Origin of the sequence: Nocardia sp. NPDC050378, from assembly GCF_040655675.1 — a bacterium.
GTDB classification, from domain to species: Bacteria; Actinomycetota; Actinomycetes; order Mycobacteriales; family Mycobacteriaceae; genus Nocardia; species Nocardia coubleae.
Window position 1 is genome coordinate 177,073 of record NZ_JBFAKI010000001.1, and the last position, 15,504, is coordinate 192,576.

The 15,504-nt window shown below is 68.8% G+C and carries 14 protein-coding genes; 9 read left to right on the forward strand and 5 right to left on the reverse strand.

Translation table 11 applies throughout. The features are described from left to right. Positions 1-156 precede the first annotated feature (156 nt). Entirely contained in the window at positions 157-924 is a 768-nt protein-coding gene (locus tag AB0I35_RS00825) for an SDR family NAD(P)-dependent oxidoreductase (RefSeq protein WP_357393161.1), read from the forward strand. A gap of 53 nt (positions 925-977) precedes the next feature. Here AB0I35_RS00825 and AB0I35_RS00830 read toward each other — a convergent pair whose 3' ends face one another. The 4 genes from AB0I35_RS00830 to AB0I35_RS00845 all read right to left on the reverse strand — a co-directional run bounded on the left by AB0I35_RS00830 (position 978) and on the right by AB0I35_RS00845 (position 7,094). After that, positions 978-1,427, reverse strand: coding sequence for a GNAT family N-acetyltransferase (locus AB0I35_RS00830; protein ID WP_181698163.1), 450 nt, complete (start codon positions 1,425-1,427; stop codon positions 978-980). A 50-nt stretch (positions 1,428-1,477) separates the two neighbouring features. After that, the gene (locus tag AB0I35_RS00835; RefSeq protein ID WP_357393163.1) at positions 1,478-3,199 is read right to left on the reverse strand and encodes a GMC family oxidoreductase; all 1,722 of its coding nucleotides are present in this window, start codon (positions 3,197-3,199) and stop codon (positions 1,478-1,480) included. Positions 3,200-3,406: 207 nt separating this feature from the next. Beyond that, positions 3,407-5,365 carry a molecular chaperone HtpG gene (gene htpG / locus AB0I35_RS00840; RefSeq protein ID WP_357393165.1) on the reverse strand — a complete coding sequence of 653 codons (1,959 nt, stop codon included), beginning with the start codon at positions 5,363-5,365 and terminating at the stop codon, positions 3,407-3,409. A gap of 13 nt (positions 5,366-5,378) precedes the next feature. Beyond that, on the reverse strand, positions 5,379-7,094 hold the full coding sequence (locus AB0I35_RS00845; protein WP_357393167.1) for a TM0106 family RecB-like putative nuclease: 1,716 nt from the start codon (positions 7,092-7,094) through the stop codon (positions 5,379-5,381). 133 nt (positions 7,095-7,227) lie between these two features. Here AB0I35_RS00845 and AB0I35_RS00850 point away from each other — a divergent pair, with 133 nt between their 5' ends. The 7 genes from AB0I35_RS00850 to rraA are packed head-to-tail and all read left to right on the forward strand — an operon-like array spanning position 7,228 to position 11,690. Then, positions 7,228-7,899 carry a DUF6474 family protein gene (locus tag AB0I35_RS00850; RefSeq protein WP_067495246.1) on the forward strand — a complete coding sequence of 224 codons (672 nt, stop codon included), beginning with the start codon at positions 7,228-7,230 and terminating at the stop codon, positions 7,897-7,899. Positions 7,900-7,903: 4 nt separating this feature from the next. After that, positions 7,904-8,449 (forward strand): hypothetical protein, encoded by a 546-nt coding sequence (locus AB0I35_RS00855; RefSeq protein ID WP_357393169.1) that lies wholly within the window; start codon positions 7,904-7,906, stop codon positions 8,447-8,449. Between the two features lie 40 nt (positions 8,450-8,489). Beyond that, positions 8,490-9,140, forward strand: a complete 651-nt coding sequence (locus AB0I35_RS00860) for a YcnI family protein (RefSeq protein ID WP_067644123.1) — start codon at positions 8,490-8,492, stop codon at positions 9,138-9,140. Beyond that, the gene (locus tag AB0I35_RS00865) at positions 9,140-9,775 is read left to right on the forward strand and encodes a copper resistance CopC family protein (RefSeq protein ID WP_357393171.1); all 636 of its coding nucleotides are present in this window, start codon (positions 9,140-9,142) and stop codon (positions 9,773-9,775) included. The genes AB0I35_RS00860 and AB0I35_RS00865 overlap by 1 nt, the downstream gene beginning before the upstream one ends. Positions 9,776-9,781: 6 nt before the next feature. Continuing rightward, entirely contained in the window at positions 9,782-10,702 is a 921-nt protein-coding gene (locus AB0I35_RS00870) for a CopD family protein (RefSeq protein WP_357393173.1), read from the forward strand. A gap of 30 nt (positions 10,703-10,732) precedes the next feature. After that, positions 10,733-11,188 (forward strand): SRPBCC family protein, encoded by a 456-nt coding sequence (locus AB0I35_RS00875; protein WP_357393175.1) that lies wholly within the window; start codon positions 10,733-10,735, stop codon positions 11,186-11,188. A gap of 13 nt (positions 11,189-11,201) precedes the next feature. Beyond that, positions 11,202-11,690, forward strand: a complete 489-nt coding sequence (rraA, locus tag AB0I35_RS00880; RefSeq protein ID WP_357393177.1) for a ribonuclease E activity regulator RraA — start codon at positions 11,202-11,204, stop codon at positions 11,688-11,690. Between the two features lie 168 nt (positions 11,691-11,858). Here rraA and AB0I35_RS00885 read toward each other — a convergent pair whose 3' ends face one another. Next, entirely contained in the window at positions 11,859-12,080 is a 222-nt protein-coding gene (locus AB0I35_RS00885) for an RNA-binding S4 domain-containing protein (RefSeq protein ID WP_357393179.1), read from the reverse strand. A 159-nt stretch (positions 12,081-12,239) separates the two neighbouring features. Here AB0I35_RS00885 and lysX point away from each other — a divergent pair, with 159 nt between their 5' ends. Beyond that, positions 12,240-15,479, forward strand: a complete 3,240-nt coding sequence (lysX, locus tag AB0I35_RS00890) for a bifunctional lysylphosphatidylglycerol synthetase/lysine--tRNA ligase LysX (RefSeq protein WP_357394120.1) — start codon at positions 12,240-12,242, stop codon at positions 15,477-15,479. The last annotated feature ends 25 nt before the right edge of the window (positions 15,480-15,504 follow it).

The following is a 15,504-nucleotide window of genomic DNA, read 5'->3' on the forward strand; positions in this document are numbered from 1 at the left end:
TTCGGCTACACCGAAGTAGGGGTGCGCCACACCACACCCCCGAACGCTATGGTGCATTATTGGCAGAAGGCCGATAAGGCCGCAAAACCACCAAGTTCGCGGCGGGGTTCAGCGCCGCGAACCGCGGCGCCAGCCGCCGATAACACAGGAGATTTCGTGGAGATTTCTGGTTCCGCCGCAATCGTCACCGGAGGCGCGTCCGGTCTCGGTGCCGCTACCGCCAAGCGCTTGGCCGAGGCGGGTGCCACCGTGTTCGGTCTCGACATCCCGCAGTCCATCGAACGCGCGGGCGACAGCGTGCCCGACGGTGTCACCCTGATCGCCGCCGACGTGACGAGCAACGACGAGGTCGCCGCCGCCGTCGCCCAGGTGGCCGAGGGCCCGGCGCCGCTGCGCATCGTGGTGAACTGTGCCGGTGTCGGCTGGGCGGGTCGCATCCTGTCCAAGAACGGCCCGCACGATCTCGAGCTGTTCCGCACCGTCATCACCGTGAACCTGCTCGGCACCTTCAATGTGATGCGGCTGGCGGCCGACGCCATCGCCAAGACCGAACCGGTGGACGAGTACGGTCAGCGCGGCGTGGTCGTGAACACCGCGTCGGTGGCGGCGTTCGAGGGCCAGATCGGTCAGATCGCGTACTCGGCGTCCAAGGGTGGCGTGCACGGTATGACCGTGCCCGCCGCGCGTGACCTGGCCCAGTTCGGTATCCGGGTGAACACCATCGCCCCCGGCATCATCGATACCCCGATGCTGGCCGGCGTCACCGAGGACTACCGCAAGAACCTCGAGGCGGGCGTCCCGTTCCCGTCGCGGCTCGGCCGCCCCGACGAGTACGCCCAGCTGGTGGAGTACATCGCCCGCCACGACTACCTCAACGGCGAGACCATCCGCATGGACGGCGCCCTGCGCATGGCGCCAAGGTAAGCAGTCGAATACCGAACGGCGCCTTCCCTTTCGGGAGGCGCCGTTCGGCGTTTCTACAGGACGCGCTCGAAGGTGATGAGGGCGCGGCCCGGTCCGTTGTAGTTCGCGACCGGTCCGGTCACCGTGAAGCCGAGGCTGCGGTGGAAGTCGATCGAGGTGTAGTTCGACGGTGAGGTGATGGCCGACACCAGCTTTCGGCCCTCGGCGCGCACGATCGTGAAGAACTCGTCGTAGAGGGTGCGGCCGAGGCCGGATTTGCGGGCGTCGGGACGCACGGCGACGAAGTGGATGTAGGCGGCGTCGGCGTCGGCGGGCGAGCCGAAACCGATGAGGAATCCGGAGATTCCGGCGTCGTCGGTGGCGATCAGGCTGGTGCGATGGAAGTGGTCGAGGAACATGCGCGGCAGGTTGTGCGTCACGGCCCGCCCCCACCAGTCGTCGACCACCCCGATCAGTTCGTCGTAGTCCTCGGGACGTGCTCGCCGAATCTCGTGCCCACCCATATGTCCATGGTGACCCGAAATCGCTTATTCGGCACGGTGTTCGGTCGGGTTCACGCGCCGACGGCCGACCGGTCCACCGGTTCGATGGGCAGCCGCAGGGCCGCGGGGGCACCGGCGGGCACAACGGGAGCACGCGGTGGGACGGGCGCGATCCGGCGGTAAGGCTCCCCCATCGGCGGTCGCGGATCGGCCTCGCCCCGGTTCGGCCACAGCGCGGCCGCCCGTTCGGCCTGCGCGGCGATGGTGAGTGACGGGTTGACGCCCAGGTTCGCCGAAATGGCCGAACCGTCGACGATGGTCAGTCCCGGATAGCCGTGCACCCGGTGGTAGGGGTCGATCACGCCGGTGGTCGAGTCTGCACCGATGGCGCATCCGCCGATGAAGTGTGCCGTCATCGGAACACCGAAGACATCGGGCCAGGTGCTGCCCGCGGTGGCGCCGAATTTCTCGGCGACCCTTCGGGTCACCTCGTGTCCGGCCGGAATCCAGGACGGATTGGGGTGGCCGTACCCCTGCTTGCTGGTGTAGCGGCGGCCGAACAGCCCACGCTTGGTGTAGGTGGTGATGGAGTTGTCCAGGCTCTGCATCACCAGCAGGATCAGGGTCCGCTCGCTCCAGCGGGTGGTGCGCAGCAGGCGCACGGTGCGGATCGGGTGACGGCCCGCGATGCCGAGCACGCGCAGCCAGCGCGGTGTGCGCTGGTCGCCGTCGACGAGGTAGGTGTTCAGCAGGCCCATCGCGTTGGACCCCCGGCCGTAGCGCACCGGTTCCACGTGGGTGTCGGGCGTCGGGTGGAACGAGGAGGTGATCGCCACCCCCGTGGTGACCTCGATGTCGGGGTTCACGGTGGTGCGACCGGCGCCGAGAATGGCTTCGGAGTTGGTGCGGGTGAGCACACCCAGGCGCGGCGACAGTGCGGGCAGGACGGCGCGGTCCCGCATGCGGAACAGCAGTCGCTGAGTGCCCCAGGTGCCCGCGGCGAGCACCACCCGATCGGCGGAGAACGTGGTGCGCTGCTTGCGGATCCAGCTGCCGGTGCGCTCGGTGTCGACGAGCCAGGTGCCGTCGGTTCGCGGACGCAGGGCCGTCACGGTGGTCATCGGCAGCACGGACGCCCCGGCCTGCTCGGCCAGCCCGAGATAGTTCTTGACCAGTGTGTTCTTGGCGCCGTGCCGACAGCCGGTCATGCATTCGCCGCACTTCACGCAGCCGGTGCGGGCGGGGCCGACACCGCCGAAGTACGGGTCGGCGTCGGTGCGGCCCGGCTCGCCGAAGTACACCGCGACGGGAGTCGGCACGAAGGTGTGCCCGACGCCCATCTCCTCGGCCACCGACTTGATGACGGTGTCGGCCGGGGTGTGCAGCGGATTTCGGACCACCCCGAGCATGCGGGTGGCCTGCTCGTAATGCGGGGACAGTTCGGCTTCCCAGTCGGTGATGCCCGCCCACTGCTTGTCACCGAAGAACGCCTTCCCCGGCTTGTACAGCGTGTTGGCGTAGTTCAGCGACCCGCCGCCGACACCGGCTCCGGCCAGGATGAAACAGTCGCGCAGGCGATGGACGCGCTGAATGCCGTAGCAGCCGAGTCGTGGCGCCCACAGGTAACGGCGCAGGTCCCAGTTGGTCGCGGCGAAATCGGCGTCGGCGAACCGGCGGCCCGCCTCGAGCACGCCGACCCGGTATCCCTTCTCCACCAGCCGCAGCGCCGTGACGCTGCCGCCGAAACCCGATCCGACGATCAGCACGTCGTAATGGGTGTTCACGTCCACCATTGTCGCGAGCCTAGGAGCAGTGCCCCGCTCCCGAACCGGGCTCGTGCGTCGTTGCCACAGGACACAGGGCCGCGCCCCCTGGGCTGGTAACCGTCACAACACCGTCGCGCGGCCGATCGGCACAGCCGAACCGCGAACTCCCACAGCACCGCTCCCGGCGAGACCCGTTGTGTCACAGCACAACGGTCCCGCCGAGGCGGCGTCGTGTCACACCGTGCGGGTCAGGCGCTCGGTGAGCAGGTGGGCGAAGCGGGCCGGATCCTTCAGTTCCCCGCCCTCGGCGAGAACCGCCGTGCCGTACAGCAATTCGGCGGTCTCGGTGAGCTCGGGGACCTTGCCCTCGTCGGCGTCGGACTTGCGCGCGTCGTAGGCGTCGCGCAGGCCGGTGACCAGCGGGTGGGTCGGGTTGAGCTCGAGGATGCGCTTGGACTCGGGCAGCGCCTGGCCCGAGGCGCGGTACATGCGCTCGAGCATCGGGGTGAAGTCGAAGACGTCGCCGACCAGGCAGGCCGGTGAGGTGGTGAGCCGGTTGGTCAGGCGCACCTCCTTGGCGACATCGGACAGCGTCGTGCCGAGCCAGGTGAGCAGGTCGGCGAAGTCCTTGTCCTGCTGCTCGCGCAGGGCCTCGGTTTCCTTCTTCTCCTCCTCGGTCTCCAGGTCGACCTCGCCCTTGGCGATGGACTGGAACTTCTTGCCGTCGAACTCCGGCACCGAACCGACCCACATCTCGTCGACCGGGTCGGTGAGCACCAGCACCTCGAGCCCCTTGGCCTTGAAGGCCTCCAGGTGCGGCGAATTCTCCACCTGCGCACGGCTTTCGCCGGTCATGTAGTAGATCGCGTCCTGGCCGTCCTTCATCCGCTCCACGTACTGCGCGAGCGTAGTGAGCTCGGACTCGGAGGCGGTGGAGGCGAAAGAGGAGACGGTGAGCAGGGTTTCGCGGTTGTCGGTGTCGGAAAGCAAGCCCTCCTTGAGAACCCGGCCGAACTGGGTCCAGAAGGTCTGGTACTTGGTCTGATCCTCGGCCGACTGCAGATCCTTGACCGTCGAGAGCACCTTCTTCACCAGGCGCTTGCGGATCATCTGGATCTGACGGTCCTGCTGCAGGATCTCGCGCGACACGTTGAGCGAGAGGTCTTGCGCGTCGACCACACCCTTGACGAAGCGCAGGTACTCCGGCATCAGCTCTTCGCAGTTGTCCATGATGAACACCCGGCGCACGTAGAGCTGCACACCGCGCTTGTGCTCACGGGTGAACAGGTCGAACGGCGCGGTCGAGGGCAGGAACAGCAGCGCCTGGTACTCGAAGGTGCCCTCCGCCTTCATCGGGATGATCTCGAGCGGATCGTCCCAGGCGTGGCTGACGTGGTGGTAGAACTCCTTGTACTCCTCGTCGGTGACCTCGCTGCGCGGGCGCGTCCACAGCGCCTTCTGCGAGTTCAGCGTCTGGTCCTCGACAACGGTCTTCTCGACCTTGTCCTCGCCCTCGCCCTCCATCACGGTCCGCTCGACCCGCATGCGGATCGGCCAGGCGATGAAGTCGGAGTACTTGCGGACGATCTCGCGCAGCTTCCATTCCTGCGTGTAATCGAAGAGGTGATCGTCCTCGTCGGGCTTCTTGAGCGCCAGCGTCACCGAGGTGCCCTGCGGTGCGTCGGTGACGGTGTCGATCGTGTAGGTGGAGCTGCCCGCAGCGGCTTCCCAGCGGGTGCCCTCGGTCTCGCCCGCTTTGCGGGTGGTGAGGGTGACCTTGTCGGCGACCATGAACGTGGAGTAGAAGCCGATACCGAACTGGCCGATCAGCTCCTCGGCCGCGGCGTCGGACTTGGCTTCGGTGAGTTTGCGGCGCAGCTCGGCGGTGCCGGACTTGGCGAGGGTGCCGATCAGATCGATCACCTCGGCACGGGACATGCCGATGCCGTTGTCGCGCACGGTCAGGACGCGCTCGTCGGAGTCGACCTCCAGCTCGATGTGCAGATCGGCGGTGTCGGCGACGAGGTCCTTGTCCTGGAACGTGGCCAGCTTGAGCTTGTCCAGTGCGTCGGAAGCGTTCGAGATCAGCTCCCGCAGGAACGTGTCTTTGTTGGAGTACACCGAGTGGATCATCAGCTCGAGGAGCTGGTGGGTCTCGGCCTGGAACTCGAGTGTTTCGACTGCTTCTGTCACGCCCTAGATGTTATTACCGGGCGAAGTCCTTGAGCGAGGGAACCTCAACTACAGCTCTAGTGGTCATCCATTCGCGCAGGACCTGGGTGGCGCGCACGTCGTCTTCGTTGTACTCGAGCAGCCGGGTGCGCTGGGACATGTCGCTGTCGGCGTCGTAACCGACCGCGCGGCGGTACCAGCCCATCGACGCCTCACCACCGGCTTCGGGATCACGCCAGCCGAACCCGGCCACCGGGGCGATCTTTTTGAGTCCCTTGCCGTTCGGGCAGATGAACTGGTCGGTGACGGCCTGGAACATGTCGACCCACTCGGGTGAGTCGACGAAGGCGCGCACCTGCTCGTGGGTGGGGATACCGGGCCTGCCCGCGAAGCGTCGGGCCGACTCGTAGAGCCACTTGTCCTCGGCGGTGCGCGAATAGCAGTAGGCGGCAAAGGTTTTGCCCGCCGCGTGGGCGTCGGCGCGCCGGGCCATCAGCCAGGTCCAGAACTCGCCGAAGGAGCGGCCCTCGTCGTCGGTGGGCAGCGGGTCCCAGGTGACGAACGGGCGGTACACGTCGTCGAGCAGGGTGCCCCAGAGGTAGGCGCCGTCTTCCTGGTAACTCTCCAGGTCGACGTCGATCTCCACGTCGGCCCGGCGCACGCTGACGGTGTCGAAGCGCCGGACCAGCGGCGCACCGGCGATCCAGGCGCGCGCGGTGACGACGGTCTCGGTGAACGGGCCGTGCTGCCAGTCGTCGGGTTCCTCGCCGATCCAGGCGGCCAGTTCGTCGATGGTCTGCACGCCGTGCACGCGCAACACCTCCGCCCGCGAGCCGGGCGCGACCAAACTCACATCCCGCATCGCCGCCAACGCGCCCTCGCACCCGGGCTCGTCCGAATCGGGGCCGCGCACCCACCAGGGGCACTGCCTGCACTCGGGCACCTTCGACGGCTGGGTCGGCAGTTCGCCGCGCACCACCGCGATGCGGTCGGCGTAGCGCAGGTCGTAGTCGGCGAGCACACCGGTGAGGTCGTGCACGAGGATGCGGTCGAACGCGAGACCGATGGCGCCGCCGACCAGCGCGGGACTGGCCAGGCCGTGGCGCTGCAACATCCGGTAGAGGTGGGCCAGGCGCTGCTGGTCGCGCGGCTGGGGGCGCAGCTTCACGTGCTTGTCGCGGCGCGGCTCCCAGCGGAACAGGTCCGAGGTGAGCGGGTGGAAATCGGCCGGGTCGGGGCGGCGCGGGTCGGTGACCTTGTGGTTGACGACGATGATCGGGATATATCCGCCGCGATCGGCGTCGCGCAGCAGGAACTCGGCGCCACCACGGCGGCCGGTATCGGGTTCCTGGGGCAGCAGGCCACCCCAGATACGCGACGCGCCGGCCCGCATCGCGGCCATGGTCGCGTCGGCGCGCGCCCCGGCGCGCAGCGCCGGATCGATCACGACCCAGTCGTCCGGGGCAGCGCCGACCAGTTCGTCGCGGACTTTGGTGCGATACGCGGTGGCGGCCTCGCGCCGCTGCTGCACGCCCGGGTCTTCCCTGACCTCGGCGAGCATGCCGGGGTTGGCGGCGTCCAGGCGCAGCCGGTGACGGCAGCCGATGAGCGAGCGCGCGTCGAGGAAGGCCGCCGGGGAGCCGCCGCGAGCGGCCGAAGTGGCCGTTGTGGGCTCGGTTTCGAGCGCAGCGGAAGCCGGGGCCGGGATCGTCACCGGCCCGCTGTCGAAGTTCTCCTCGGCTGCACGCACACCAGCAGTATGGTCCTTACCCCCGACACATTGCCCAATCGCTACCCTGATCCCACTACGCTACGAAGTACGGCAGGCCGGTCCGGACGGCGCTGCCTCGTGACTTGGCGAGCATGACGGAGGGCCTGATCTCATGGGGTTGTTCAGCAAGCGTAAGCGGCGGCCCAGTCGTCGCGCGGAGGCGAAGGCGCTCAAGCACAAAGCCGCCGTCGAGGCGAAACTCAGCGCCAAGAACGAGCGCAAGGCGGCCAAGGCGGGCGAGCGGACCACCCGCCGCGCGCTGAAGGCGCAGGCCCGCACCGAGGCCAAGGTGGCCAAGGCGCAGATCGCCGCGCTGCAGGCCGAGGAGAAGGCGGCACAGAAGCTGGCCGCCAAGGCCGATCGGGAACTGTTCAGCGCGGCCCAGATCCGCAAGTACATCGGGGTGGCGCGGGTGCTGATCCCGGTGCTCGCGCCGCTGGCCTACCGTGGCGCCACCCTGGTGCGCGGGCAGCTCGACGCGCGCAAGGCACAGCAGCTGGGCATCGGCCTCGACCAGCTCGGCGAGTTCAGCGGCCACGGCGCCCGCCTGCAGGCCCGCATCACCAACACCGAGAACGCGCTGGACAAGATCGCGGCCGACTCCCCCGACGGCGAAACCAAGAAGTTCGTCGAGGCGGCCCGTTCGCGGCTGACCGACCTCACCGTCGCCGTGCGCACCGCCGAGCAGATGCCCGCGGCGCGCCGCAAGGCCGTGCACACCTCCATCTCCACCGAACTGTCGGTCCTGGAGAACGACGCGTTGGCCCGCCTCGGCGTCCGCTGAACCTGTGACGACGCCGCAGCTCACCTCCCGCCTGCGCGGTGGTGGCTGCGGCGTACTCGTCGGCGCGTTGGCCGTCGCCGCGCACGGTATGGCCGGTGGTGGGGTGCCGCGCTCGGCGGAAATCGCGCTGTTGCTGCTGGTTTCGCTCGCGACGGGCGCGTTCGCCGGGGGCCGGGCTCTCCCCACCTTCGCGCGTCGTGCCGATGCCGGGTGGGTGCGGGCAGCGGGAGCACTCATCGGCGGTCAATGGGCCGGGCACTACGCGCTGACCGGGACGCTCGATCATCACGGCGGCGTTCTCGATGTGCTGCACCTGCCGAGTGCGCCGATGGTCGTGGCGCACCTGCTGGCCGCGGTCGTCTGTGCCGCACTGATTCTCGTCGCCGAACGGCTGTATCTCGTTGCGTCGGGCGTGATCCGGGCGGTCCTCACCGTTGCGCGAATCGACATCACGCACCGTGCCGCGCGCTGGACGGAAAACGTCGACATCGTCCTCGGCACCCGTCGGGAAGGTGTGCGATGTCCGCGCGCACCGCCGCTGTCCGCCTGATCTCACTCGACATCAGAACTCTTCGGACAGAAGGCATTCCATGCACAACTTCATCACCCGTGGGACGGCAACGGCCGGTCTCGCGGCCGCACTCGTGCTCGCCGCCTGCGGTTCGGCGGCGGCGCACGTCACCGTCGACGCGCCCGGCGCCGCCAAAGGCAAGTACACCGTCGCCACCTTCAAGGTGCCCAACGAATCCGACACCGCCTCGACCACCTCGGTGAGCGTCACCGTGCCGAACCTGAAAAGCGTTCGCACCGAACCGATGCCGGGCTGGTCCTCCCGCATCGAACGCAACGACAAGGGCGAGGCAGTGGCCGTCGCCTGGACCGCCGAGCCGGGCAACCCCGGTGTCGGACCGGGTCAGTTCCAGCGTTTCGTGCTCTCGCTCGGACCGCTGCCCACCCAGGACGAGGTGACCTTCCCCGCGCGGCAGACCTACAGCGACGGCAAGGTCGTCGCCTGGGATCAGCCGAGCACCGGCGGCGCTGAGCCCGAATACCCCGCGCCCACACTGGCACTCAGCGAATCCGGTGGTTCCGACGGCGGTGACCACCACGTCGCCACCGACGAGCCCGCCGAAGCGGAGTCCGACTCGGTGGCTCGCTGGACCGGCGGTATCGGCCTGGCACTCGGCCTGTTCGCCGCCGCGCTCGGTCTCGGGCTCGTCGCGCGGTCGAGGAAGTCGTGATGGAACGCTGTCAGACCCCTGCGGTGTCCGGGCGCTCGCGACAGACCTCGACGCAGGTCGTCGTGCCGAACGAGGTTGTGGCCGAGATCAATCGGTCGGCGCGGCGTCGCCTGGCACGGCGGTTCGCCATCACCCTGGTCGCCGGCCTGTTCGCCCTGATCTTCGGCGCGACCGGGATCGCGAACGCGCACTCCGGTGCCGTGAGCAGCGTTCCCGAGGACGGTTCGTCGATCGAGGTAGGCCCGGCGCGCGCGAGCATCACCTTCAACGAGGAACTGCAGCAGACGTTTCCGTCGCTGACGGTGGTCGGTCCGGACGGGCGGCTGTGGTCCAAGGGCAAGCCGGTGGTCGAGGGCCGCACGGTGAGTGTGGAAGTGGGTGAACTCGGGCCGGTCGGCGAATACACCATGGCGTTCCGGGTGACCTCCGCCGACGGTCATCCCGTCAGCGGGACGCGGACCTTCACCCTCACCAAGGAAGGCACCGGGACACCGGGCGCCAAGCCCGGCGAGGACGAGGGCTCCGACGGCGAGGAGTCCGGTGGCGTGCCCGTGTGGGTGTTCGTCGCCGGTGGTGTCGTGCTGTTCGGCGTCGGTCTCGCGGTGGCGCTGCTCGGCACCGGCCGCAAGAAGTAGGCGCCGATGACGACCGGAGGCCGGTGGCGCGTGCTGGTTCCGGTCGTCGTCGCCGCCCTCGCCGGAGTGGTACTCGCCTGGATACTGCGCCGGACCGGTGGTTTTCCGGCCGCGGCGTGGGCGCGCGTGATCGCCGACGGCGCGGGCGCGACGGTGCTCGGGCTGGCCGCGCTGCCCCGCCTCGACCACCGGCTCGCGGTGGCGTGGCGGCCGGTCGCGGTGCTGGCCACGATCTGGCTGGGCGCCGAGTTCACCCTGCTGGTGTGCGAGGCGGCGGGCATCGTGGGCGTGCCGGTGCACGAACTCGCCGCGGGCGAATTCGGCACGTTCCTCGGCAGGCTCAGCGGCGGGCAGATCGGGATCGCCATCCTGTTCTGCACCGCCGCCGTCGCCTGCTACGCCGCGTGGGCGTTCCGCAGGCCCGACGACGCCTCGGCCGACCTGGTCCTGGTGTTCGCGGCGGTCGCACTCGCCCTGCGACCCATCACCGGGCACATGTCGCAGCAGGTGCTCGGATCGGTGCTCGTCGCGGTCCACGCCCTGGCCGCGGCGGCGTGGTTCGGGCTGCTGCTCGCGCTGGCACTGGTCGTGCGCACGCGCGGCGGTTGGGCGAGCGCGCTGCCCCGCTACTCGACCGCCGCCGCGCCGCTGGTCGCGATGATCGCGGTGACCGGGCTCATCGACGGCCTCGTCCGCCTCGGCTCGGTGCCCGCCCTGGTGACCACCGGCTACGGACGGATCATGCTTGCCAAGGTGATTGTGCTCGCGATGCTCGCCGGGCTCGGCTGGTGGTGGCGGCGCACCTGGGTGGGCCGGGCCGCCGAGCACCGCGTCACCGCGGACGTGTCGGTCCGCAACGCGGCGATCGAGGTGACGCTCATGGCGGTGGCGCTCGGCTTGGCCGCCACACTGGCCGTGACCGCTTAGACGCCATACAAACGCATTACAGTTGCCGGTATGAGCGACGTGAGGATTGTCGAAGACTGCGCAGCGCCCGCCGAAACGGCATTCGCCTTTGTCAACGACTATCGCAACCTGCCGAAATTCTGGTACGGCATCGAGTCCTTCACCCCCGTCACCGAACAGACCGAAGGTGTGGGCGCGAAGTTCGACGGGAAGATGAAGCTCGGCCCCGCCTCGCTCACCTCCCGCATCGAAGTGGTGCGCTGGGAGGAAGGCTCGGTGATCGGCACCAAGTCGATCAAGGGTTTCGAGATCCTCTCGACGTTCGTCTTCACGCCAAAGGGCGCCGACACCAGCACCATCGACGCGCACATCCAGTACTTCGTGCCCGGCGGTATCGCGGGCAAGATGCTCGGCAAGACCATCGAACCGTTCATCAAGATCGCCGTGAAACACACCACCGAGGCGCTCATCAGCGAGATCGAGAAGGCCCACCGCCCGACCACCTGACACAATCGGCGTCATGACCGAATCAGCGAATGTAGTGGCAACCGCCGATCTGGCCGATGAGATCGGCCCCGAGATCCGCAGCTGCGATACCCAGTTCATCCAGTTCGGTGGCCGTCAAGCGTTCGCCGGGCGGATCACCACGATCCGTTGCTTCCAGGACAACCTGCTGGTCAAGCAGACCCTCGGCGAACCGGGCGAGGGCAAGGTGCTGGTCGTCGACGGCGGGGCGAGCGTGCACACCGCGCTGGTCGGCGACATCATCGCGGGCCGCGGCGTGGACAACGGCTGGGCGGGCGTCGTCGTCAACGGCGCCGTGCGCGACTCGGCCATCCTGCGCACCCTCGACATCGGGGTGAAGGCGCTCGGCACCAACCCGCGCAAGAGCACCCAGACCGGCAGCGGCGAACGCGACGTGCCGGTGGAGTTCGGCGGCATCACCTTCGTCCCCGGCGAGATGCTCTACAGCGACCACGACGGCGTCGTAGTCCGCGCGGTGTCATAGGAGCGCTGGCGCGCTCGAGTCGGCGGCCCCACAGGTCCCGACGATCAGGCACCGTTGCTTGCTCCTTCGTCGCCTACGCAACGGCACCTGAGCGTCGGGACGGCCGCCGACCGCCGACTTCGTCGGCGATCCCTCCTCGAGGTCGGGAGGTGCGTGGAGACCGTGGTTTCAGGCTCCGCTGACCCGCACCTTGTGACCGGCGAGAACAACGACGTCGCCGACCTGTAGCTGCCTGCCGCGGCGCAGTTCCACTTCGTCGTTGACCCGGACCAGACCCTGGGCGATCACCGACTTGGCCTCCGAACCGGAATCGATCAGGTTGGCCAGTTTGAGGAATTGCCCGAGCCGGATGACCTCGTCATCGATCGGCACGTCCACTGGTTCCGACATGCGCTAATACTTACCCCGTCGGGAAATCCGGTCGTCCACCGGGCCCACGGTGACGAACACGCCGTCGGCGACCCCCTGCGGTTCGCACCCGTGGGCACGCACACTGGATCGGTGACTTCCACGCGGGCCGAGCAACACCCCAGCAGCTCTGTCGACCGGGTGCCCCATCGCGCGCACGGCAGGTTCTCCGAGGTACCGCACATCACCGGGCTGGCGCTCGGTGTGTTCGCGGTGCTGTGCGCGCTCTGGAGCCTGTCACCGGGGTTGCGGCAGCTCACCGAGGTGCCGCGCGATTATGTGGACACCCACTATTTCGACGCGCCCGACACGAGTCTGGTGTGGGCGCTGGTCGTCGGGTTACTGGCCGGTGCGGCGGCGAGCCGCAAACGGGTGGCGTGGTGGTTGCTCGTCATCTATCTGACGCTGTACGCGATCACCAACATCGTCGACTACGCGAGCACGCGGGAGCTGGATCCGCTGGTGGCGTTCCTCGTGCACGGTGTGGTGCTGGCGATCCTGATCGCCGCCCGCGCGGAGTTCTACACCCGGGTGCGGCCGGGTGCGGTGCGCAAGGCGCTCGCGGTGCTGGTCGGCGGCTGTGCGTTCGGGTGCCTGCTGGGCTGGGGTCTGGTCGAGCTGTTCCCGGGTTCGCTGCCGCGCGGTGCGCAGCGACCGCTGTGGGCGGTGTCGCGGGTGACCGCGGCCGTCCTGGTCGACAACGAACACTTCGACGGGCACCCGCCGGGCTGGGTGGATTTCGTGCTCGGTCTGCTCGGCGCCCTCGCGCTGATCGCCGCCGTGATCGTGCTGCTGCGGTCGCAACGGGCAGGCAACGCCATGACCGCGCTCGACGAGTCAGCGCTGCGCGGCCTGCTCGCCAGCGGCGATGTGGACGACTCGCTCGGCTACTTCGCCACCCGCCGCGACCGCGCGGTCGTCTTCGCCCCGAACGGCAAGGCGGCCATCACCTATCGCGTTGAGCTCGGCGTCTGCCTGGCGGCCGGTGATCCGATCGGGCCGAAACAGGGCTGGCCGCAAGCTGTCCGGGCCTGGCTCGAGCAGGCCGACCGATTCGGCTGGGCACCGGCGGTGATGGGCGCCAGCGAGCAGGGCGCGCTGACGTATCAGCAGGCGGGTCTGTCGGCGCTGCGCCTCGGCGACGAAGCCGTGCTCGACACCCGCACATTTTCGCTGGCAGGCCCCGCCATGAAGCCCGTGCGCCAAGCCGCGAACAGGTTGCGCAAGAACGGCTTCGGGATCAGGGTGCGCCGGGCGAGTGAGATATCGTCTGCCGAATTCGCCGAGGTGATCGCGCGCGCCGACACCTGGCGCGACACCGAGACCGAACGCGGCTTCTCGATGGCGCTCGGCCGCCTCGGCGACCCACTCGACGGCGACTGCCTGCTGGTCGAGGCGATCGACCACGACGAACGGGTCCACGCGATGCTCTCGTTCGTGCCGTGGGGACGCACGGGGGTGTCGCTGGAACTGATGCGCCGCGATCCCGCGAGCCCCAACGGCGTGATGGAGCTGATGATCTCGCAGCTCGCCCTCGATGCCGATCAGTACGGCATCACCAGGATCTCGTTGAACTTCGCGGTGTTCCGCTCGGTGTTCGCCGAGGGTGGCCGCATCGGTGCCGGACCGGTGCTGCGTGCCTGGCGCGGTGTGCTGCTGTTCTTCTCGCGCTGGTGGCAGCTCGAGGCGCTGTACCGCTCGAACGTGAAGTACCACCCGCGCTGGGTGCCACGGTTCTTCCTGTACGAGGACCGCAGGCAACTGCCGCGGGTCGCGATGGCGAGCGGACTGGCCGAGGGGTTCCTGCCGCGCCTGGGCCCACAACCCGACCCGGCTGTCCACACCGGGACCACGCCCGCCGTTCCGGCGACGGTCACCGGCCTGCACGCCGACGGCAGCGCCCCCGACGGCATCGACGCCGACGAGGAGTCCGGCCCCCGCCGCCCCGAACAGGTCCGCGTGCGGATGACCACCCTCGACCGCCTCACCGCGCGCGGCGTGGACCCCTACCCCGCCGCCTATCCGCCCACCCACACCATCGCCGACGCACGCCGTTGCCCGCACGGAACAACCGTGCGCGTGGCCGGTCGGATCACCCGCATCCGCGACTACGGCGGGGTGATCTTCGCGGTGGTCCGCGACTGGACCGGTGATCTCCAGCTGCTCATCGACCGCGAACGGGTCGGCGCCCGGGCGGGCGAATTCAGCACCGACTTCGACCTCGGTGACCTCATCGAGGTGAGCGGCCGGATCGGCACGAGCAGACGCGGCGAGCTGTCGCTGCTGGCCCAGGACTGGCGGATGAACGGCAAGTGCCTGCACCCGCTCCCCGACAAATGGCGTGGCCTCACCGATCCGGAGGCCAAGGTCCGGCGCCGCTACGTCGACATGGCGATCAACGCCGACAGCCGCGAACTGCTCGCCAAACGCAGCGCCGTTCTGCATTCGCTGCGCGAGTCACTGCACGACTGGGGTTTCCTCGAGGTGGAGACACCGATCCTGCAGCAGGTCCACGGCGGCGCCAACGCCACCCCGTTCCGCACCCACATCAACGCCTACGACCTCGACCTGTACCTGCGCATCGCGCCTGAGCTGTACCTCAAACGGCTGTGTGTCGGCGGGATCGAGAAGGTGTTCGAGATCGGGCGGACCTTCCGCAACGAAGGCGTGGACTACAGCCACAACCCGGAATTCACCATGCTCGAGGCGTACGAGGCGCACAGCGACTATCTGCGGATGCTGCAGCTGTGCCGCCGTCTGATCCAGGACGCGGCGGTCGCGGCCAACGGCGCCGAGGTGGTGCTACGCCCCGACGGCACCGAGGTCGACATCTCCGGCGAATGGCGGGTACGCACGGTGCACGGCGCGCTGTCGGAGGCCCTCGGCACCGAGGTGACCGCCGCGACCGACCTCACCCGCTTGCGCGAGCTGTGCGACACGGCCGGTGTCACCTATCAGCGCGGATGGGACGCCGGCCAGGTAGTGCTCGAGATGTACGAGCACCTGGTGGAGGCGAAGACCACCGAGCCGACGTTCTACCTGGACTTTCCCACTTCGGTCTCCCCCCTGACCCGGTCCCACCGCAGCACCGAGGGCGTGACCGAACGCTGGGATCTGGTGGCCTGGGGGGTCGAACTCGGCACCGCCTACAGCGAGCTCACCGACCCCGTCGAACAGCGGCGTCGCCTCACCGAACAGTCCATGCTCGCCGCCGGTGGCGACCCCGAGGCGATGGAGCTCGACGAGGATTTCCTGCAGGCGCTCGAGCACGCCATGCCGCCGACCGGCGGTCTCGGTATCGGGGTCGACCGGGTGGTCATGTTCATCACCGGACGCGGCATCCGCGAGACTCTGCCGTTTCCGTTGGTGAAACCGCGCTGAAAACGGGTACACGGACCCTGGCTGT